At 68.7% G+C, this 17814-nt stretch carries 14 protein-coding genes; 10 read left to right on the top strand and 4 right to left on the bottom strand.

The genetic code is table 11. The annotated features are described in order from the left end of the window. Positions 1 to 12 precede the first annotated feature (12 nt). Positions 13 to 1611 (bottom strand): polysaccharide biosynthesis tyrosine autokinase, encoded by a 1599-nt coding sequence (locus tag ACFSXZ_RS13510; protein ID WP_378265017.1) that lies wholly within the window; start codon positions 1609 to 1611, stop codon positions 13 to 15. 222 nt (positions 1612 to 1833) lie between these two features. Then, the gene (locus ACFSXZ_RS13515) at positions 1834 to 2145 is read right to left on the bottom strand and encodes a hypothetical protein (RefSeq protein WP_378265019.1); all 312 of its coding nucleotides are present in this window, start codon (positions 2143 to 2145) and stop codon (positions 1834 to 1836) included. Positions 2146 to 2968: 823 nt separating this feature from the next. On the opposite strand from ACFSXZ_RS13515, the gene ACFSXZ_RS13520 reads away from it, so the two are divergent. Beyond that, positions 2969 to 5575 carry a LuxR C-terminal-related transcriptional regulator gene (locus ACFSXZ_RS13520; RefSeq protein ID WP_378265021.1) on the top strand — a complete coding sequence of 869 codons (2607 nt, stop codon included), beginning with the start codon at positions 2969 to 2971 and terminating at the stop codon, positions 5573 to 5575. Between the two features lie 88 nt (positions 5576 to 5663). Beyond that, positions 5664 to 5996, top strand: coding sequence for a hypothetical protein (locus tag ACFSXZ_RS13525; protein WP_378265023.1), 333 nt, complete (start codon positions 5664 to 5666; stop codon positions 5994 to 5996). Between the two features lie 197 nt (positions 5997 to 6193). Here ACFSXZ_RS13525 and ACFSXZ_RS13530 read toward each other — a convergent pair whose 3' ends face one another. Continuing rightward, a complete protein-coding gene (locus tag ACFSXZ_RS13530; RefSeq protein ID WP_378265025.1) occupies positions 6194 to 6628 on the bottom strand; it encodes a hypothetical protein in 435 nt (144 codons plus the stop codon). Positions 6629 to 7027: 399 nt separating this feature from the next. On the opposite strand from ACFSXZ_RS13530, the gene ACFSXZ_RS13535 reads away from it, so the two are divergent. The 4 genes from ACFSXZ_RS13535 (at position 7028) to ACFSXZ_RS13550 (ending at position 12813) form a co-directional block, all read left to right on the top strand. Next, on the top strand, positions 7028 to 7789 hold the full coding sequence (locus ACFSXZ_RS13535) for a GAF and ANTAR domain-containing protein (RefSeq protein WP_378265027.1): 762 nt from the start codon (positions 7028 to 7030) through the stop codon (positions 7787 to 7789). 132 nt (positions 7790 to 7921) lie between these two features. Continuing rightward, positions 7922 to 10690, top strand: a complete 2769-nt coding sequence (locus ACFSXZ_RS13540; protein WP_378265029.1) for a sensor domain-containing protein — start codon at positions 7922 to 7924, stop codon at positions 10688 to 10690. Between the two features lie 415 nt (positions 10691 to 11105). Next, on the top strand, positions 11106 to 12215 hold the full coding sequence (locus tag ACFSXZ_RS13545) for a type IV pilus twitching motility protein PilT (protein WP_378265031.1): 1110 nt from the start codon (positions 11106 to 11108) through the stop codon (positions 12213 to 12215). 223 nt (positions 12216 to 12438) lie between these two features. Next, a complete protein-coding gene (locus tag ACFSXZ_RS13550; RefSeq protein ID WP_378265033.1) occupies positions 12439 to 12813 on the top strand; it encodes a hypothetical protein in 375 nt (124 codons plus the stop codon). An 18-nt stretch (positions 12814 to 12831) separates the two neighbouring features. Here the strand turns inward: ACFSXZ_RS13550 and ACFSXZ_RS13555 are convergent, their stop codons facing one another. Further along, entirely contained in the window at positions 12832 to 14421 is a 1590-nt protein-coding gene (locus tag ACFSXZ_RS13555; protein WP_378265035.1) for an amidohydrolase, read from the bottom strand. A gap of 71 nt (positions 14422 to 14492) precedes the next feature. Here ACFSXZ_RS13555 and ACFSXZ_RS13560 point away from each other — a divergent pair, with 71 nt between their 5' ends. From ACFSXZ_RS13560 to ACFSXZ_RS13575, 4 genes are read left to right on the top strand one after another with little or no spacing between them, the layout of a single operon-like run. Further along, a complete protein-coding gene (locus ACFSXZ_RS13560; RefSeq protein WP_378265037.1) occupies positions 14493 to 15218 on the top strand; it encodes an enoyl-CoA hydratase/isomerase family protein in 726 nt (241 codons plus the stop codon). Further along, a complete protein-coding gene (locus ACFSXZ_RS13565) occupies positions 15215 to 16738 on the top strand; it encodes an AMP-binding protein (protein WP_378265039.1) in 1524 nt (507 codons plus the stop codon). Before ACFSXZ_RS13560 ends, ACFSXZ_RS13565 begins: the two co-directional genes overlap by 4 nt. Next, entirely contained in the window at positions 16729 to 17364 is a 636-nt protein-coding gene (locus tag ACFSXZ_RS13570; RefSeq protein ID WP_378265041.1) for a TetR/AcrR family transcriptional regulator, read from the top strand. The genes ACFSXZ_RS13565 and ACFSXZ_RS13570 overlap by 10 nt, the downstream gene beginning before the upstream one ends. A gap of 58 nt (positions 17365 to 17422) precedes the next feature. Beyond that, positions 17423 to 17749: a hypothetical protein gene (locus tag ACFSXZ_RS13575; RefSeq protein WP_378265043.1), complete on the top strand. Its 327-nt coding sequence runs from the start codon at positions 17423 to 17425 to the stop codon at positions 17747 to 17749. Positions 17750 to 17814: the final 65 nt, after the last annotated feature.

The raw sequence follows: 17814 nt of genomic DNA on the forward strand, positions 1-17814 counted from the left end.
GCGGCCGTCGCTTCAGTAGACCTGGTCCGGCGCGGGTGACCGGCCCTCTGTGCCATTCGGTGAACGCCCCGCACCTTCGGACGGCGCGTTCGGCCGGTCGTTCTGGCGAGGCAACTCGCCATTCGCGGGCAGGCCACCGGCGGGCAGGCTGCCGGTCAGCGTGCCGAGCGGCTTTCCGTTGCCGTTGCGCTTGGCCGCCCGGCGCGGGCCGGCCGCGACCTTGGACAGCCGCATCGTGCCGTCGAGATCGGGAGCGGTCTCCTCCAGCGCGGAGTAGTACTCGTAGTAGGGGCTCGACGTCGAGCCGGGCGCCATCGAGAGCACCGTGCCCAGGGGCCGTGCGGACACGGCTTCCAGCGCCGCGAAGGCCGCCTTGACCTGGTGGCGCTTCGTCTTGCCGTACCGCACGACGACGAGCGCGCCGTCGCAGGCCGCGGCGAGGATGGCCCCGTCGGTCACCGGCAGGAGCGGCGGCGCGTCCAGCAGCACCGTGTCGTATCGCTGGTTCAACTCGGCCAGTACGTTCGTCATCTGCCGCGAGGCGAGCAGTTCGCTCGGGTTGGGCGGGATCGGCCCGCTGGCGAGCACGTCGAAGAGCGCGGACCCCCACGGTTGCAGGGCCTCGTCCAGGCCGAGTCGCCCGGCCAGCACGCTGGTCAGCCCGACGGCACCTTCGAGGCCGAGGTAGTCGACCGCACGCGGACGGCGCAGGTCCGTTTCCAGCACCGCCACCCGCTGTCCGGCCCTGGCGAGCACGATGGCGAGGTTGCACAGGGTCGTCGTCTTGCCTTCGCCGGGGACCGCGCTGGTCACCACGATCGCCTTGCGGGCCCGGTCGACGTCGATGAACTGAAGGTTCGTGCGGATCTTCCGGAACGCCTCCGCGCGCGGCGAACGCGGATGTTCCTGCACCGTCAGCGGATGCCGGGGCACGTCGGGGTCGTAGGCGATGGTGCCCAGGCTGGGCGCGCCGGTGAGCCTTCTGAGTTCCTCGGCCGATTTGACGGAGGTGTCGAACGCGTGCCGAAGCAGGGCGAGACCGAACCCCGCGATCAGTCCGAAAAGGACACCGAGCGCGTAGTTGACCGCGGGCCGGGGCGCCACCGGTTCCGTCGGCAGCGTCGCCGGTTCGACCACGCGGGCGTTGATCGTCGCGGGCAGATTGTCGGCAGGCCGTTCGAGCTGGGAGACGAGCCGGGTGAACGCGTCGCCCGTGGCGTCGGCGATTTCCTTGGCCAGCAAGGGGGAACGGTCGGTGGCCGTGGCGGTGAGCAGAACCGTGTCGGGCTGGGAGCCGACACTGATCCGTGACGCGATCTCGTCGGCGGACATGCCGAGCCGCAACTGCCCCGCGACATCACGCGCGACCCGCGTGCTCGCCAGAAGTTTCGTGTAGGACTTCACCTTCTGCTCGGACAGCAGGTTTCCCTGATAGGCCGCGGAAGCGTTGTCCGTACCGGACTGGGCGGAGACGTAGATGGTGACTTGCGCCGAATATTCTCGCGGGGTGGACCAGGTCAGGACGGCGGCCACCGCCAGCCCGGCCAGCAGGCCGAACAGGACGATCTTCCACCGTCCACGTGCCACCCGCACATAGTCGTACCAGGTCACGCTCATTCCTCCGCGAGTTCGCGCGCCACGCGGTCGTGTCGGCAGGGCGCTCCTTGCCGAACTCCCTCACGCGAACCAGTTCGGCGCCCACAAAGCAGCGGGAAAGAAGGGGCGCGCTCTGTGGTCACCTTGACAGCCGCGAGTCGGCACACCGCACCTCCGCGAGTTCGCGCAGGTGATCGGCTGGGACTGGGCCGGGGTCGGCTGCCGAGTTTACACACTTCAGTCGCGGTGATCCGGGCCTTCACCTGAAGGTGTGGGCGGACAATGATCTTCCGGCGGTGGCAGCTCTTCGGCGAGAATGGTCTCGACCTTTCGCGAAGCCCGGCGCAGCGAGGTGGCGATCACGAAACCGAGCGGAATGACCAGGAGCAGGGCGAGCAGAATCACCGACCACAGCCAGAAGCCGCCCATCGCCGTTCCCCTTTCCGGGGTCGTGATTCGAAGGCCGGGGACCGGGGCCGGAACGAGTGCGCGCATTCGCCGCCACTCGCGGTAGGCATCGGCACGGCCCACCGCGACGTTACATCGCACGTCGTCGATCAACACCGGCAGCCCGGTCGAGGAGTCGCATTTTCACAGGAACCCTGCGAATACGAAGTTCGGAAATGGCACCGGACGCCGGAAGATCGATGATGCCGTCAAAAATGACATCCTTCATCGAGTCGATCAGCAACAGAGGCGCATTCGAACAGCGACCGAGATCAGAAAAGACAACCAGGAAAGGTGACAGAAGTACACGAGCGAGAGCAGGTCCGGACTCGCACACCCGACACGGTGACAGTGAGTAGTCGCACCTCGAGGCCATGCGGTCATCCAGCGCCGGTCCGGCCGCGGGATCAAGACGCCAAAGGGACCTTCTGGCAAGAACTTCACGCCCACACGACATGGTGCCGCCGCAACACGCGACAACGGGATATCCGGTTACTTATAGTATCCACTGTGGACCACCGGAGAGGCCTGGACAAGGGAGCGGACCAGGGCCGCCGGCCGCGCCCCGGAGGCCGGGCGGCCGACGGCCGGCTTCACCGAACCGGGATAATCCGCGAAAGATCACTTCTCACCACGACGGCACCGACGCCACCGGTGCCCGCCGATCATCGTCACCGCGCGGCTGACGCGACGTCATCCGGCGCGGGTGAAATAGATCCGGAACAAATTACGCCAGACAGGTGATATATGCCGTCCTCCGTGTTCTTCTTGACGCATCGCCAATCACTGTTGGCACGCCCGGGCGAACGCTTTCTCACTCGTTCAGGAGATCTTTCGACCGAGTCGTTCCCCGGTACTAGCAAGCTCGGCGAATTCTCATAGCCTTGGCAGTCCGGACCGAACGGAGAACGCGATCAAGCCCGCCATGCCCGAACCCAAGATCACGCAGCCGCCTCCGCCGCGCGAACTCATCCGGCGCACGCGGCTGGGCGGAATGCTGCCCGACGTCACGGAAACGGAGGACGACCCGGTCGTCACCGTCGTGTGCGCGCCCGCGGGGTTCGGCAAGACCACCCTGGTGTCGGGGTGGGCCGACGCGAGCCGGGGCACGGCCGGTCCGGGCGCCGTGGTCTGGGTGAACGTCGACGCGGCCGACAACGACCCGTCCGTGTTCCTCTCCGGCGTCCTGGCGGCGTTCAACCGCGTCCTGGCGGGCACGCGGGCGGCACGGGTGCCCGAGCCGCGGCGGACCGGGCAGGATTTCGTGGCGTTGCTGGCCGACACCGTGAAGCGGCACGAAGAGCGAATTTGGCTGGTGCTCGACGATTTCCACGAACTGGGCGAACAGATCGCCCAGCAGATCGTGGACACCCTGCTCAGACGGATGCCCCGCAACTTCCGGCTGGTGCTCTCCGGCCGGGTCGACCCGCCGGTCGCCCTCCATCGCCTGCGCATCGCGGGGAGGCTGCGCGAACTGCGCGCGGCCGACCTGGCCTTCTCCCGTGCCGAGACCGCGGAGGCGATCGCACTGCACGGCGTCCACCTCTCCGAGGAACACCTCGACCGGCTGGTCTCGCTCACCGGAGGGTGGCCCGCGGCGATCCGGATGGCCGCGCAGGCGCTGCGGAATTCCCGTGACCCGGCAACGATCCTGGACTCCTTCGTGGAAACCGACCGCGCGGTCGCGGAGTACCTGACGGGTGAGGTGCTCTCCCCGCTGCCGGAGGACCGGCAGGACTTCCTGCGCCGCACCAGCGTGACGGCACAGGTCACTTCGGGCCTCGCGATGGCGCTCACCGGGAGGACCGACGCGGCCGCCGTGCTCGAGTCGCTGGCCCGGTCCAGCTCGCTGATCTCACGGTCCGGCTCGGACGGTGATCGCTACCGGATGCATCCCTTTCTGCGCACGTACCTGATGAGCGAGTTGCGCCGGCAACTGCCCACGCTGTTCGCCGACCTGCACGGCCTCGCCGCCCGGTGGTTCGCCGAACAGGGCGACCGCGTCAGCGCCGCCGCCTACGCCGCGAACGCGCACGACCCGGAGCTGTCCGCGAGCCTGGTCACGCGGCACGGGCTCGGACTGGTCCTCGGCGGTGATTTCCCGGCGCTGCGGGCACTCGCCGCGACGCTGTCCACCCAGGCGCGTGCCGACGCCGAGATCGGGCTCATCCTGATCCTGGGCGACCTGGCCGCCGGGGAACGGGCGGCCGCGGAAATGCGGATCTCCGGGCTGAGCGAGGCGGTGCGGCGCAATCCGGCCGAACGGGTGCGTGATCTCGATCTGGTGGTGCGCACCCATTGGGCCCGGCTGGCCGGCCGGGTGGTGCCCGCCATGGACGAGCTGGGGGAACGGCTGGACCGGATAGCCGATCCCGACCTCCTGATGCTCGCCCTGATCAACCGTGGCACCGCGATGTTCTGGCTCGGTGACCACCAGGCGGCAGGCCGGGACCTCAGCTGGGCGCTGCGCATCGCCACCGCGCACCAGTTCGACTACGCGATCGTGCACTGCCTGAGCCACCTGGCGGGCGTGGCCTCGGTGGACAGCGACTATCCGCGGATGCGCCGCATGGCGGACGAGGCGCTGCGCTTCGCCGAAAAGCACGACCTCGCGGACAGTCCGGTCTGCAGTTTCGCCTACACGGTCGCGGCCTGGGTCGCCTACCAGTTCCTCGAACACGACCGCGCCCGCGAACTCGCCCGCCGGGCCGTCGAGGTCCTCGGCACGAGCAACGACCGGACGGTGGAGTTGTGTGCGTTGTCCTTCGAGGCGGCGGTCGACTTCGAGTGGGGTGACGATCCGCACGCCGCGCTGGTGCGGATGCGGCGGCAGTGGGCCACGGTGAGCCGCCAGGATCCGGTGCAGCCGACGCTGGTCGCGCATCTGGCCCCCATCGAGCAGCGCATGGCGTTGCGTCTGGGCAGGCCGGACTGGGCCGCCGAGGCCGAACGCCGGGCCTCCGCCTGGCTCGGCGACCACGGCGAGGTGCACCTGCTGCGCGCCCGGATGCATGCCCACTACGGCCGGGTGACCGCGGCGCGGGCACTGCTGGACAAGATCACCAAGGGACGGGTGCCCTGCCTTCTGGTGGCCAGCCGCATCGAAGCGCACCTGCTGGCCGCCGTGCTGGCCGAACGCGCGCACGACGGCCGGACCGCCAACCTGGAAATCCGCGCCGGGATCGAGCTGGCCGAACCCCGGCGCGCCCTCCGGCCCTTCTACGACGCGGGACAGGAGATCCGGCAGTTGCTGGTCCCCCAGCTCGGCCGGTTGGGGCGGCTGGATCCGTTCGTCGAAGAGATCCTGGACGCGATACCTCCCGCGCCCGCCGGGGTCACCGCGGAGCTGACCCCGCGGGAAGTCCAGTTACTCAGGGAACTGCCGTCCCTGGCCACCATCGAAGAGATCGCCGGGAGCCTTTATGTGTCGGTCAACACCGTGAAGACCCATTTGCGCAATGTCTATCGAAAACTGGGAGTGACCTCGCGCCGGGACGCGGTGATCGCGGCGCGGGAGCGCGGCTTGCTGTAGCCGCGCCGAAGTTGATGTTCGAGGGTAGCGAGGCCGGTACGCGTTCCACGGGCCGGCGAAACGGGTGAAGACCCGGAGAGAGGGAGTCATGGAAATGGTGTCCGAGGATCTGATCCGAGCGTGGGAAGACGCCTATCGCCGTTACGGCAGCGCCGCCGGCGCCAACGTCGCGCCCGCGTCGCGGGCGGTCGCGCTGGCGTGGCGGGACATCGCGTGCACGAGCAGGCTGCCGTGGTGGGTGCTCGCCGCGGTCGAGTCCGCGGCCGAGGCGTTCGAGGACCAGGCGGAGCAGTGGGAGGCCAGGGCGCGCCAGAGCGCCAAGTCCTGGTCGGGCGTGCCGAACACGCGCACCCCGGGTGACAGCACCGTCACCTCCGGCCATCTCGCCTCGCCGGCCCGGGACGAGGCCCACACGCACTGACCGCTTCGCCCGCGGGATTTTCGCGGAGTAGCAGGTGATTCCGCGAAACGGATCGGCGGTCGCGTCCCGCCTCCAGGCGCGGCCGCCGACACCGGTGCGTCACACCCTTCGCCGACGTCGGTTGTGGACCGTGTCCGCACCGCTGTCGCGAGTGGACGATGCGGTGTCCCGGCCGGACCGAGGGCGGGCCGTGGCGTTCACATGCAGGCCGGCGGAACGCGGCAACTGACCTCGCCGGGATGGATGTCGCCCATTCCCGCGCCGATCAGGCCGGCATAGGGCACTCCCTGTTCGTCCACCGCGAGAATGCGGTTGGTGAACAACGGGGCGATGGCGCCGGTTATGTCGATCACGTTGGCGTGACTGGCCAACTCGAACACCGTGCACAGCGCGGAGATGGTCTCCCGCCGGTCCGGGTCGGTTTCCGGGGACAGCCCGATGATCAGGATGTCGAGGAGGCGGTCGGCGGGGCCGACGTCGATCTGCACCGACGCCCGTTCCGGGAATTCGCCACGATCGCGAAGTTCCCGCACCTCGCGGACGAGATGGGCGGCGATGGCCGGCAACGATCCACCGATCTTGAGGTGGTCGGTGCCCGTGATGCACAGGGTCTGACGGACGGAGTCGATCATGCCAGGCTCGCCTTTCGATGTTTCCGCGGTCCACGGAGAGCACCTGCGAGGTAGTCACCGGGATCTGCGGAAGCTCGATCTTCGGCGGAATCCGAGAACACCACATCGCGGGGCCGGTCGTCCAGAGACCCGGGTCCGCGCTGGCGACACCTCACCCGGAGAGAGTAGTGTATTAGCTCTATCAAGTGAGGAAATGGCCGAAAGCCACTTCGACAGCCGTCGCTGAGTCGAATATGGTCGCTCTTCGGTTCCAAGGCCCCCCGTGTGCGTTACCCACTCCCTCACCCAAATCAGGTGAACGTGGCGTCTGCTTGTTTCGTGGCGAGCGCAACGACGATAAACACAGTCACAGTAAACAATGGACGCCAAAGGGCCCGGATGCCTTCGGAAGGACCCGCAATGTGCCAGGAGCAGCGGCTGGCCGCCGCCTTCACCGAACTGTCGGACGTGCACCGCCAGGACTTCGACGCGGACGCCTACACCGACACGCTGGCCCGGCATTCGGTGGACCTGCTCGACGTCGACGCGGCCGGATGGCTGCTCGCCGGCGAGAACGGGCGGCTGGAGGTCGCGGGCGCGATGACCGACGCGGTCCGGCTGCTCCAGGTCATCCAGCTGCGCGCGGGCGAGGGCCCCGCCGTCGAAAGCTTCCGCACCCAGCACGCGGTGACCGTCGGCGATGTCGCCGCGGAGCGGCGCTGGGAGGCGTTCCGGACCGCGGCGCAGGGCGCCGGATTCACCGGGGTCCACGCGCTCCCGCTGCACCTGCGCGGCGAGACCGTGGGCGCGCTGTGCCTGTTCCGCCGGCGGGCGGGCGAGCTCACCAAGGAGCAACTCGCGATCGGCACCGCGCTCGTCCGGGTCGCGACCGGTTATCTGCTGCTCCAGCGCGCCGTCGGGCGCGCCGAGAAGCTGTCCCAGCAGTTGCAGACGGCGCTCAACAGCCGGGTCACCATCGAGCAGGCCAAGGGCATCCTCGCCGAGCGGAAGGGCACCTCGCTCGACAACGCCTTCGAGATGATGCGTGCCTTCGCCCGCCGCAACCGCAGACGGCTCAACGATGTCGCGTGCGCCGTCGTCACCGGCTCTCCCACGGTCACCGGCCTGATCCAGGCGCCGGTGGAGAAGCCCCAGACGTGCTTGTCCGGTTGGCTCAGCTGACCGCGAGCGCGACCCGCACCGGCATGGGTGGGCCCACGAGCCGAGGCGGGTGAGGGTTCGTGGGTGGAAGGCGCGGCCACGTGGCGCCTTCCACCCACGACCTGCCCCAGCGCGGCCGATCGGAGGACGCCCATGAACCCGGGTACCGACGACACCGCCAGGCTCGCGGTCGGCACGGCGCTCGACCCCGACTTCATCATCGACCTGACGCTTTCCGTGGACGCCAGCCTCGCCTGGCGGATCGACTTCTCCGACGAGTCGGTGCGGTGGAATCGCGGTCTCGACGCCCTGCTCGGCGCGCCGGACCTGCCCGAGCATGAAGTCCGCGAACGGCTTCGCGAGGCGGTCTCTCCGATGTTTCCCGCCGCCCGCAACGCCCCGGCGGGCGAGGATTTCGAACTCGAGCGCCGTTTCCCCGGCCCGGACGACCATCACCCGCGCTGGGTCCGGTTCCGCGCCCGCACCTACGACACCGGATCCAGCACCGGGTTGTTCGGGGTCGCCAGTGATGTCACCGAACAGCGGGAAGCCCGGCAGGCGCTGGCCGACCTCGCCGACCGCTACCGGCTTCTGGTCGACCTCAGCCCCGAGGCGATCGCCGTGCACCAGCACGGTCACGTCGTCTACGTCAACTCGGCCTACCTGCGGTTCTTCCGCGCGAGCTCGACCGCGGAGGTGCTCGGCCGTCCGATCACCGACTTCGTGCACCCGGACTCGGTTCCCGGGCTGTGGAGCCGTATCCGGTCGCTGACCACGCCGGGGGCCACGTCCGAACCCGCGGAAGCGGTCCTGCTGCGCTTCGACGGGACGACCGTGACGGTGGAGTCGGTGTCCGTCCGCACCACGTGGGAGGGAGAACCCGCGTACCAGGTGATCATGCGCGACATCACCGCGCAGAAGGCGGCCGACGCGGCTCTGCGGTATCAGGCCGCCCTGGTCTCGCATGTCACCGACGCGATCATCGCCACCGATTCCGGCGGCGTGGTGACCAGCTGGAACCCGGCGGCCGAGGCGATCTACGGGCATCCGGCGGGCGAGGCCATCGGCCGTGACGTCAGCGAGTTGATCGGAGCGAGGCTGGACCTCGACGAGGTCATGCGCGCTGGTGGCGTGGTGCGCGCGATGCACCGCAGGAAGGACGGCGCCAAGCTGACCGTTCGCGTTTCGGCGGCGAGTATGGACACCGGTTACGTGCTGATGTGCTCGGACGAAACGGCACAGCGGCGCGCCGAACGATACTTCGCCACGGTCGTCGCGTCGCTCGAGGAAGGCGTGCTCGTGGTGACGCCCGACGGGCGCATCGAATCGGCGAACCCCGCCGCGCTCGGCATCCTCGATCTCCCGTCGGACGAAGTGGTGGGGCGGCGGGCACCGCTGGCCGCGCTGTTCGACGAGGAAGGCAGGGCGCTCCGCGAAGAGGAGTACCCGCTGACGGTCACGAGGCTGAGCGGAACGCCGCAGAACAGCAGACTCCTCCGGATACGGCGCGGTGACGGCAGTGACGTCTGGCTGTCCATGAGCTGCCGTCCGCTGAACCCGGACTCCGACCCGCCGCACGCGGTGGTCACTTCGTTCAGCGACAACACCGAGCGGCGCACGATCGCGGAGCGTCTGAAATACGACGCCACCCACGACGCGCTGACCGGGCTGGCCAACCGCAGCGTGGTGGTGAGCGTGCTGGCCGAAGCGCTCGGCGAGTCGTACCGGAACGAGATCGCGGTGCTGTTCATCGACCTGGACAAGTTCAAGGTCATCAACGACTCGCTCGGACACGGCGTCGGCGACCAGGTGCTGCGGGTGGTCGGGCGGCGGTTGCACGGCGGCGTGCGTGCCACCGATCTCGTCGGCCGGCTCGGTGGGGACGAGTTCGTCGTGGTCAGCCGGGACATCGCCGACGCGAGTGAGGCCAGGGCGTTGGCCACCCACCTGCGCGCCACCCTGGTGGAACCGATCAAACTGGAGGGCAGGGAACTGCACATCGACGCCAGCATCGGCATCGTGATGGCCGCGCCGACCGACCGGCGCAGCGCCGAAGATCTGATCCGTGACGCGGATGTGGCCATGTACCAGGCGAAAACGACCGGTCGTGGTCGCTACGAGTTCTTCGACGTGACGTTGCGGGAGCGCATGCAGCGGCGCCTGCGGTTGGAGCAGGAGCTTCGCGAAGCCGTACGGCTGAACGTGCTCTGGGTGGCCTACCAACCGGTGGTCGCGTTGCCCGGCGGCGAGACGGTGGGTGTCGAGGCGCTCTTGCGATGGGAACAGCCGCACCTGGGTGTGGTTTCGCCGGTCGAATTCATCCCGCTGGCCGAAGAAAGCGATCTGATCAGCGCGATCGGCATCCAGACCCTGCGGACGACCACCGTGGAGATGGCCTGGCAACGGCAGTTGCACGGGGTCGACTTCGATCTCGCGGTGAACCTCTCGGCCCGGCAACTCGACGATCCGGACCTGCTGGTCACCGTGCAGCACGCGCTCCACAGCGCGAAGTTGCCGCCTTCGGCGCTGTGCCTGGAAATCACCGAAAGCGCGCTGATGCGCGATCCACTGCTGGCGGCGAAGAAACTCGACTCGCTCCGCAGCGCCGGGGTGCGGGTGGCCATCGACGATTTCGGGACCGGCTACGCCTCCCTGTCCCAGCTCCTCCGCCTGCCGGTCGACATCCTCAAAATCGACCAGTCGTTCGTCGCCGACCTCGGCGAATCCCCCGATGCCACCGGAATCGTCAGCGGCATCATCGCGATGGCACACGCGGTCGGTCTCACGGTCGTCGCCGAGGGGGTCGAAAACGAACGGCAACGTGACGTTCTGTCCCGGCTCGGCTGCGATCAGGCTCAGGGACACTTCTTCGGCCGCCCCGGATCACCCGCGGATATCTTTTACCAATCCGGCCAAAAGTAGGCGGAGACGGACCGCAGCCAATCCGGCTGCACAGAACCGTTTCCACCGTGGCTGTGGTCGGATTGGTAACGATCGACACAGTACCAATCCGGCCAAAAGTAGGCGGATACGGACCGCAGCCAATCCGGCTGCACAGAACCGTTTCCGCCGTGACTGTGTCGGATTGGTAGGCGACCAGCACAGTGCCGCAAGACGGTGACGTGCCACTTTCGGGTATTTCTCTGCGCAACGCCCTTCACCCGGTTGCGTCGGGTCGGCGACCCGGTGGACAGTTGAAGGCGCAGGCCAGAGGGCCGGACCGCCGTCTCCCCGTACGTCACGGCCCCCCGGATGTGTCACCGAATACGACCTGGCAAGGAATTTCGGTGACGTTTTATCCCCGGTTCCCACCCGTTCGTGATCGGAGGAGGTTGTCGTGCATGGTCCGCCGATCGGCAGCAGAATCGACGCCCTACTGGAAATGCTCTGGCGGGCCAACGGCACGGAACTGTTGCTCACCGCCGGTATGCCGCCACAGATGCGTGTCCACGGTGACCTCCGTCCCATTCCCGGCCAAGGACCGCTGACCACCTCGGCCACCGAGGCGGTGGTCGCGGAGGTGCTTCTGCCGGAACAGGCCGCCGTGTGGAAAACGGCACACGAATACGATTTCACCTTCGGCTGGCGGAGCACCGCGCGGGTCCGGGGAATAGCGTTCAGCCAGCGGGGTACCACCGCGCTGGCACTGCGGATCATCCCGCGCACCGTGCCGACCATGGCGGAACTGGGCCTGCCGCCGGTGATGACCCAGTTCGCGCGCAGCCGGGAGGGTCTGGTGCTGGTGACCGGACGCCCCGGATCGGGGAAGTCCGCCACGCTGGCCGCGATGATCAACCAGATCAACATCGAGCGGGCCTGCCACGTCATCACCGTCGAGGATCCGATCGAGTTCATGCACGAGCACCAGCGTTCGGCGGTCAACCAGCGGGAGATCGGCTCGGACACCGCGTCCTTTTCGGACGCGTTGCGGGCGGCGCTGAGGGAGTCGCCCGACGTGCTGCTCGTCGGTGAACTGCGCGATCTGGACTCGATCCGGCTCGCGCTCACCATCGCCGAGACCGGCACCCTGGTCTTCGCCACGTTGCAGGCCAAGGACACCGCGGAATCCGTGGCGCGCGTCATCGACGTCTTTCCGGCGGAGGAGCGGGCCCAGATCCGGGTTCAGCTTTCGGCGGCCTTGAACGGTGTGGTCAGCCAGTGCCTCGTGCCCAGGATCGGTGGTGGCCTGGTCGCGGCCTACGAGGTCCTGCTCGCCGTCCCGGCGGTGCGGGACGTGATCAAGGAGGGTGACCCGGCCCGGCTCCGTGAGTGCGTGGCCGGTGGCGCGCACGCGGGCATGATGACCTTCGAAATGTCGCTCTCCGAGCTGGTTCGCGCCGGCGAGGTCGCCTACGAAAACGCGGTGGCGCGCAGCCTGTATCCGCAGGATCTCCACCTCGAAGACACCGCTGAACGGCCGCTTTCACTCGATGGTGCCACCCGATAGCGCGAATACCGTGCCCGTCACCGGTTTTCGTTGACCGATGCGTTCACCCGTCACCTCAACGGTGGGTTCGCGGTTCACCATTTTCGGAGCGAAACCCGCCGTGCGCCTGTTTGACAACCTGGTTCCCCGAGAGCAATATTCGTGACCGTCTCCGGGCCTTTCCGGCTGATTTCCGCCGACCGGCGGAAATATTTCGGAGCGCGTCGAAGAAAAGGGAATCGTGGTGACCACTTGTATTCGTGCTGCCTTCACGGGCGCGGCCGTGGTGGCGGGTCTGCTCGGCCGAGCGAGCGTAGCGCCCGGATCGCCGCGTGCGCTGCCCGCGCCCCGCGTCTCGTTCGACGAACTCGGAGCCCAGTTCAGGACGCTGGCCACCGCTGGAGACGTCACGACGATCGGGGCGGCGCTCGGCACGGTGATCGCGGGCCTCGAGACGCAGGCTGTCCTCGTACCGGGCGATTACGAACCCACCTACGTGTGGCTGCTGGGCAAGCTAAGGGGCCTGCGTGACGCCTGTGCCGAAAGGCGCGACACCGGCACCATCGTCCGGTCGGTCAACGCGCTGGCCACGGAACTCGCGGACGCCCTCCATTCCTGAACGCCCCCGCGGACAATCTCAAGGCGCCTGGTAAGCGACATCGCCACCGACCACGGTGGCCAACACCCGTACATCGTCCAAACCGGACTCCCGGGTGGGATCCGCGGACAGCACGGCGAAATCGGCGAGCTTGCCGGGCTCCAGCGTGCCCACCTCGTGTTCCCGGAACGCCGCGTAGGCGGAGCCGTGGGTATAGGCGCGCAACGCCGCCATGGGCGAGAGTCGCTCGGCAGGGCCGAGCAGGTGACCGGCGGCCGTGCGGCGCCGGACCATGTCGGCCAGACCGAGTAGCGGAGCACCGCTGACCACGGGACGGTCCGAGCTTCCCGGCAGCACACAACCGGCGTCGACGAAGGACTTCAGGCGATAGCACCAGTTCTCGCGCTCCGGCCCCAGCGCCGCGCGCATGCCGTCGCCGATCTCGGTGATGAAGCGTCCCTGCGGGACCGGAATCAGCCCCAGCGAGGCCACCCGCGCGAGCTCACCGGGCGGAAGGACGGCGCAGTGCTCGATCCGGTGCCGGTGGTCTTCGCGCGGATGCGCGGCCAGCGCCGCCTGGTAGGCGTCCAGCACGACCGAGATCGCGCGGTCGCCGATCGCGTGGGTCGCGATCTGCCAGCCGGAGGCGTGGGCGGCCAGGATCGTGCGGGCCAGTTCGTCCTCCGGGAGCTGGAAATAGCCCCGGTTGCCCTCGTCGCCGGTGAAGTCGTCCCACATCGCGGCCGTGCGGCCGATCAGGGAACCGTCGGCGAAGAGTTTCATCGGGCCGATGCGCAGCCACTCGTCGCCCAGTCCCGTGCGCAGGCCGAGATCCAGCCCGAACCCGGTGTCCTCGGGTAGTTCGTGCAGGACCGCGGACGACACCATGAGCGTGGTGCGCACACCCAGCAGGCCGCTGTCCCGCGCGCGTTGATAGGCCGCCACTTCGACCGGTGTCTGCCCGACGAGACCACCGCCGACGCCGGCTTCCTGCACGCTCGTGATGCCCTCGGACAGGTAGACCTCGCTCGCGCGTGCGATCCCGCGCACGACGGTTTCCGTGGGCACCGGATAGTTCAGCGGCCGCAGCAGCAACTGGGCCTGTTCACGCAGCAGTCCGGTCGGTGAGCCGTCCGCGTCCCGCACCACGTCACCGCCGGTCGGCACGTTCGCCAGGTCGATGCGCTCCAGCACGGTCGAGCCGACCACGCACATGTGCCCGGAGGTGTGCTTGAGCTGCACCAGGTGCCGCGGCGCCGCGCGGTCCAGCCCCTGCCGGGTCGGATGTCCGCCGGTCAGGCGGTTCTGGTCGTAGCCGCGGCCGATGATCCATCCCCCTTCGGGAACCTCCGCGGCCCGCCGGGCGATCGCCTCGTACACCTCGTCCACGTGCCGGCACTCGCCCAGCGGCACCTCGTCGAGCCCCATCCCGAACCACGCCATGTGGTTGTGCGCGTCGTGGAACCCGGGGACGACGACCGCGCCCCCCAGGTCCGTTCGCCGCCGCGCGGACATCTCCGCCGCTTCCGCCCCGACCGCGACCACGCGGCCGTGGAGCACGGCCACCGCCGAAGTCCAGGACTGCCCGCTCAACACCCGCGCGTTCTCGAACACAGCGTCCACCAGCATGCCTCGACCGTACGCGCATCACCGGCCGTGCGGGGCTATCGATCGATCGATCGGCTGGCTAGCCTGGGAGCATGGACACGGTCGAGGTATCCGGCGACGACTCCGTCGCGCACATCCGGCTGAACCGCCCGGAGCGGCTGAACGCGGTCAACGCGGCGCTGGTGGAGGATCTCCTCGCGGCGCTCGATCACGTTGCCGGCTCCGACGCGGCAGCGGTGGTCCTGAGCGGGCAAGGGCGTGCGTTCTGCGCGGGCCATGACCTCAAAGAGCCCGTCCCGACCGGGGATTCCCGGGCCCGGCTGGACCGTCTCCAGGAAGTCACGCGCCGTCTGCGTGCGCTGCGTCAACCGGTCGTCGCCGCGGTGCACGGCTACGCGATCGGCGCGGGCGCGGAGTTCGCGCTGGGGTGTGATCTCGTGGTGGCAGGCGAGGACTCGGTGTTCGCGTTTCCCGAGGCGACGCTGGGACTGTCCGTCACGGGTGCGGCATCGCGCCTCCTGCCCTCGCTCGTCGGACCGCTCAAGGCGAAGGAGTTGCTCCTTCTCGGCGAGCGGATCGACGCGGCCACGGCCGAACGGCTGGGGCTGGTCAACGTGGTGGCGCCGGATCCGCTCGACACGGCGACCGCGTGGGCACGCAAGATCGCCGGGCATCCCGGCGCGACGCTCGCCAAGCGCGCGCTCGATGCCTCGACCGACATCGAAGCCGCGCTCGAACTCGAAGTGAGCCACGCGTTGATCACCGAAGTTTCCCCCGCGGTGGCACGTTCGGCCGAGGCCTTCCGGAGCCGGCGATGACCCCGCTCACCGCGGTCGACAGCCTGCCCGCGCTGGTGAGCCGCGCGGCACGGTCGTGGCCCGACGCCGAAGCGTGGGTCTTCGACGAGCACGGCACTCGTCTCACCTTCGCCGATGTCGACCGCGAAAGCACCCGCTTCGCGCTCGCGCTGGCCCGGCTCGGCGTCCGCACGGGCGACCGGGTCGCGGTGATGATGCGCAACGAACCCGCGTTCCCGTTGCTGTGGCTGGCTTTGGCGAAGCTGGCGGCCGTCCTGGTGCCGGTGAACATCAACTACCGGGAACTCGACGGCGCGCACGTGTTGCATCACTCCGGCGCGCGATTCGCCGTGGCGGCACCGGAATTCACCGGATTGCTCAACCGGATCGCGCCCGGAACCGCTCTGGAACGGGTGCTCACCGTCGACGAACTGCCCACAGCAGGCGGAGATGGCGAGTACACGGTTCCCGGTGAGGTGCCCGTCAACATCCAGTACACCTCCGGCACCACCGGCGCGCCGAAGGGTTGCGTCCTCCCGCACCGGTACTGGGTGACCCTCGCCCGCGGTCTGGTCACCGAGTTCCCCGCGATCTCCGCCGAAGACACCATCCTGACGGCCCAACCGTTCCACTATGTCGATCCACAATGGAACGTCGCGCTGGGGCTGGCGTCCGGGGCCACGCTGGTCGTGCTCGACCGGTTCCACCCCTCCACGTTCTGGGACAAGGTGCGCCGGTACCGGGTCACCTGGTTCTACTGCCTGGGCCTGATGCCGACGTTGCTGGCCCGGCAGCCCGTGTCCTCGCTCGACCGGGAGCACCGGGTACGGGCGATCAGCGCGTCGGCGATCCCCAACGACCTGCACGCGGAACTGGAACGGCGCTGGGGCGCGCCGTGGTTCGAGGCGTTCGGCATGACCGAGACCGGCGGTGATCTCCGTGTGTCCGAAGTGGACCACGACGAGCTGGTCGGCACCGGGTGCGTGGGCACCCCGGCGCCCGGTCGCGAGGCGATGATCGCCGACTCCGACGGACGGCCGGTGCCCCGTGGCACCGTCGGCGAACTCCTCCTGCGCGGGACGGGCATGATGCACGGTTACCACGAAGATCCGGAGGCCACCGCGCGCGCGTTTCGCGGCGGCTGGTTCCGCACCGGTGACCTGGCCACCATGGACCCACGCGGTCGCGTCTTCTACGTCGGGCGCACCAAGGACATGATCCGCCGCAGCGGCGAGAACGTCTCCGCCGACGAGGTGGAACGCGCGCTGCTGTCGCATCCGGCGGTCAAGCTGGCCGCGGTGGTCGCCGAGCCGGACGAACTGCGGGGCGAGGAGATCCGGGCCTTCGTTGTCCTCGACGGTGAAGCGACCGCCGGCCAGCTCGCCGAATTCTGCGCGGGCAAGATCGCCTACTTCAAGGTGCCGCGGTACTGGACGATCACCGATTCGTTGCCACTCACGCCTTCCGAGCGCGTCGCCAAGGGTGAACTGCGTGAATCGCGTCTGCCGCGCTATGACCGGGTGAACCACGAATGGCGTTGAACACCGGCGAACGGGTCCGCGCTTCGGCCGTCAAACTGTTCGCGGGCAAGGGTTTCCACGGCACCGGCATCCGGGACCTGGCGCAGGCGGCGAAGATCTCCTCGGCGAGCCTGTATCACTACATGGGCACCAAGGAGGAGCTGCTCGCCGGGATCATGCGCGAGTGCCTGGAACGGCTGCTCCTCGCCGCGAGCCGGCTTCCCGGCGAAGACCCGCCGGAACGGCTTGCCGCACTCGTCGCGCTGCACGTGCTGACGCACGCGACGCAACCGGACCGGACGCGAGTGGTGGACCACGAGTTGCACGTGCTGTCGGCGGCCGCACGGCGCGGGATCGTGCGGCTGCGCGACGAGTACGAGGATCTGTGGACCGTCGCGATCGAAGACGGTATCCGGGCCGGCTCCTTCCACGACGGTCAGCCAGGCGTCACACGGCTCGCACTGATCGAGATGTGCAACGGCGTATCCCGTTGGTATTCACCGCGCGGCCCGCTCTCCCTGGAAGAACTGGCCGATCACTACGCACGGTTGGCGAATCGGATGCTGGGTGGCCGGGAAAACGATTTCTCGATCGTCGTCGGACAGGTGCGATCAGTGGTATCGACGGTGTGGAAGAAGCCCCTCTAGCTGGGGATTTACCGTGAGTCACTTGCGCGCGGCGATGGGGTTGAGGGACCCTCGAAGGGTGACTGAGCAAACGATCCATCTGGAACTGGACGACTCGGGTCTCGCACCGGAGTTGCCGGTGCCGACAAACCCACGGGACGGGGTGCAGGATGTGCCGTACCGACCGGTGGAATTCCGCGACGACGACCTCGCCGCAGCGTTGGAGCGCTGCGCGGCCTGGATCCGCTCGACGCAGGAATGGCTCGGCGAGCCACTCGACGTGATCGCCATTCATCTCGACTACGACGAGCGCGAAGGCGCCCCGTACTACGACGTGAAACTCCTGTGCAACGAGGAGGACCTGGCCGGGGCGCCGCTCGCGCTCCGCAACAAGTCCGGGGGGTAGTGAACCGGGTTCACGCGGCCGGGTGCCCCGGCCGGTGAATCCGTGGTCGTCGTGAAAGGCAGATC

This window comes from Amycolatopsis pigmentata (assembly GCF_042684065.1).
Classification (GTDB): Bacteria; Actinomycetota; Actinomycetes; order Mycobacteriales; family Pseudonocardiaceae; genus Amycolatopsis_E; species Amycolatopsis_E pigmentata.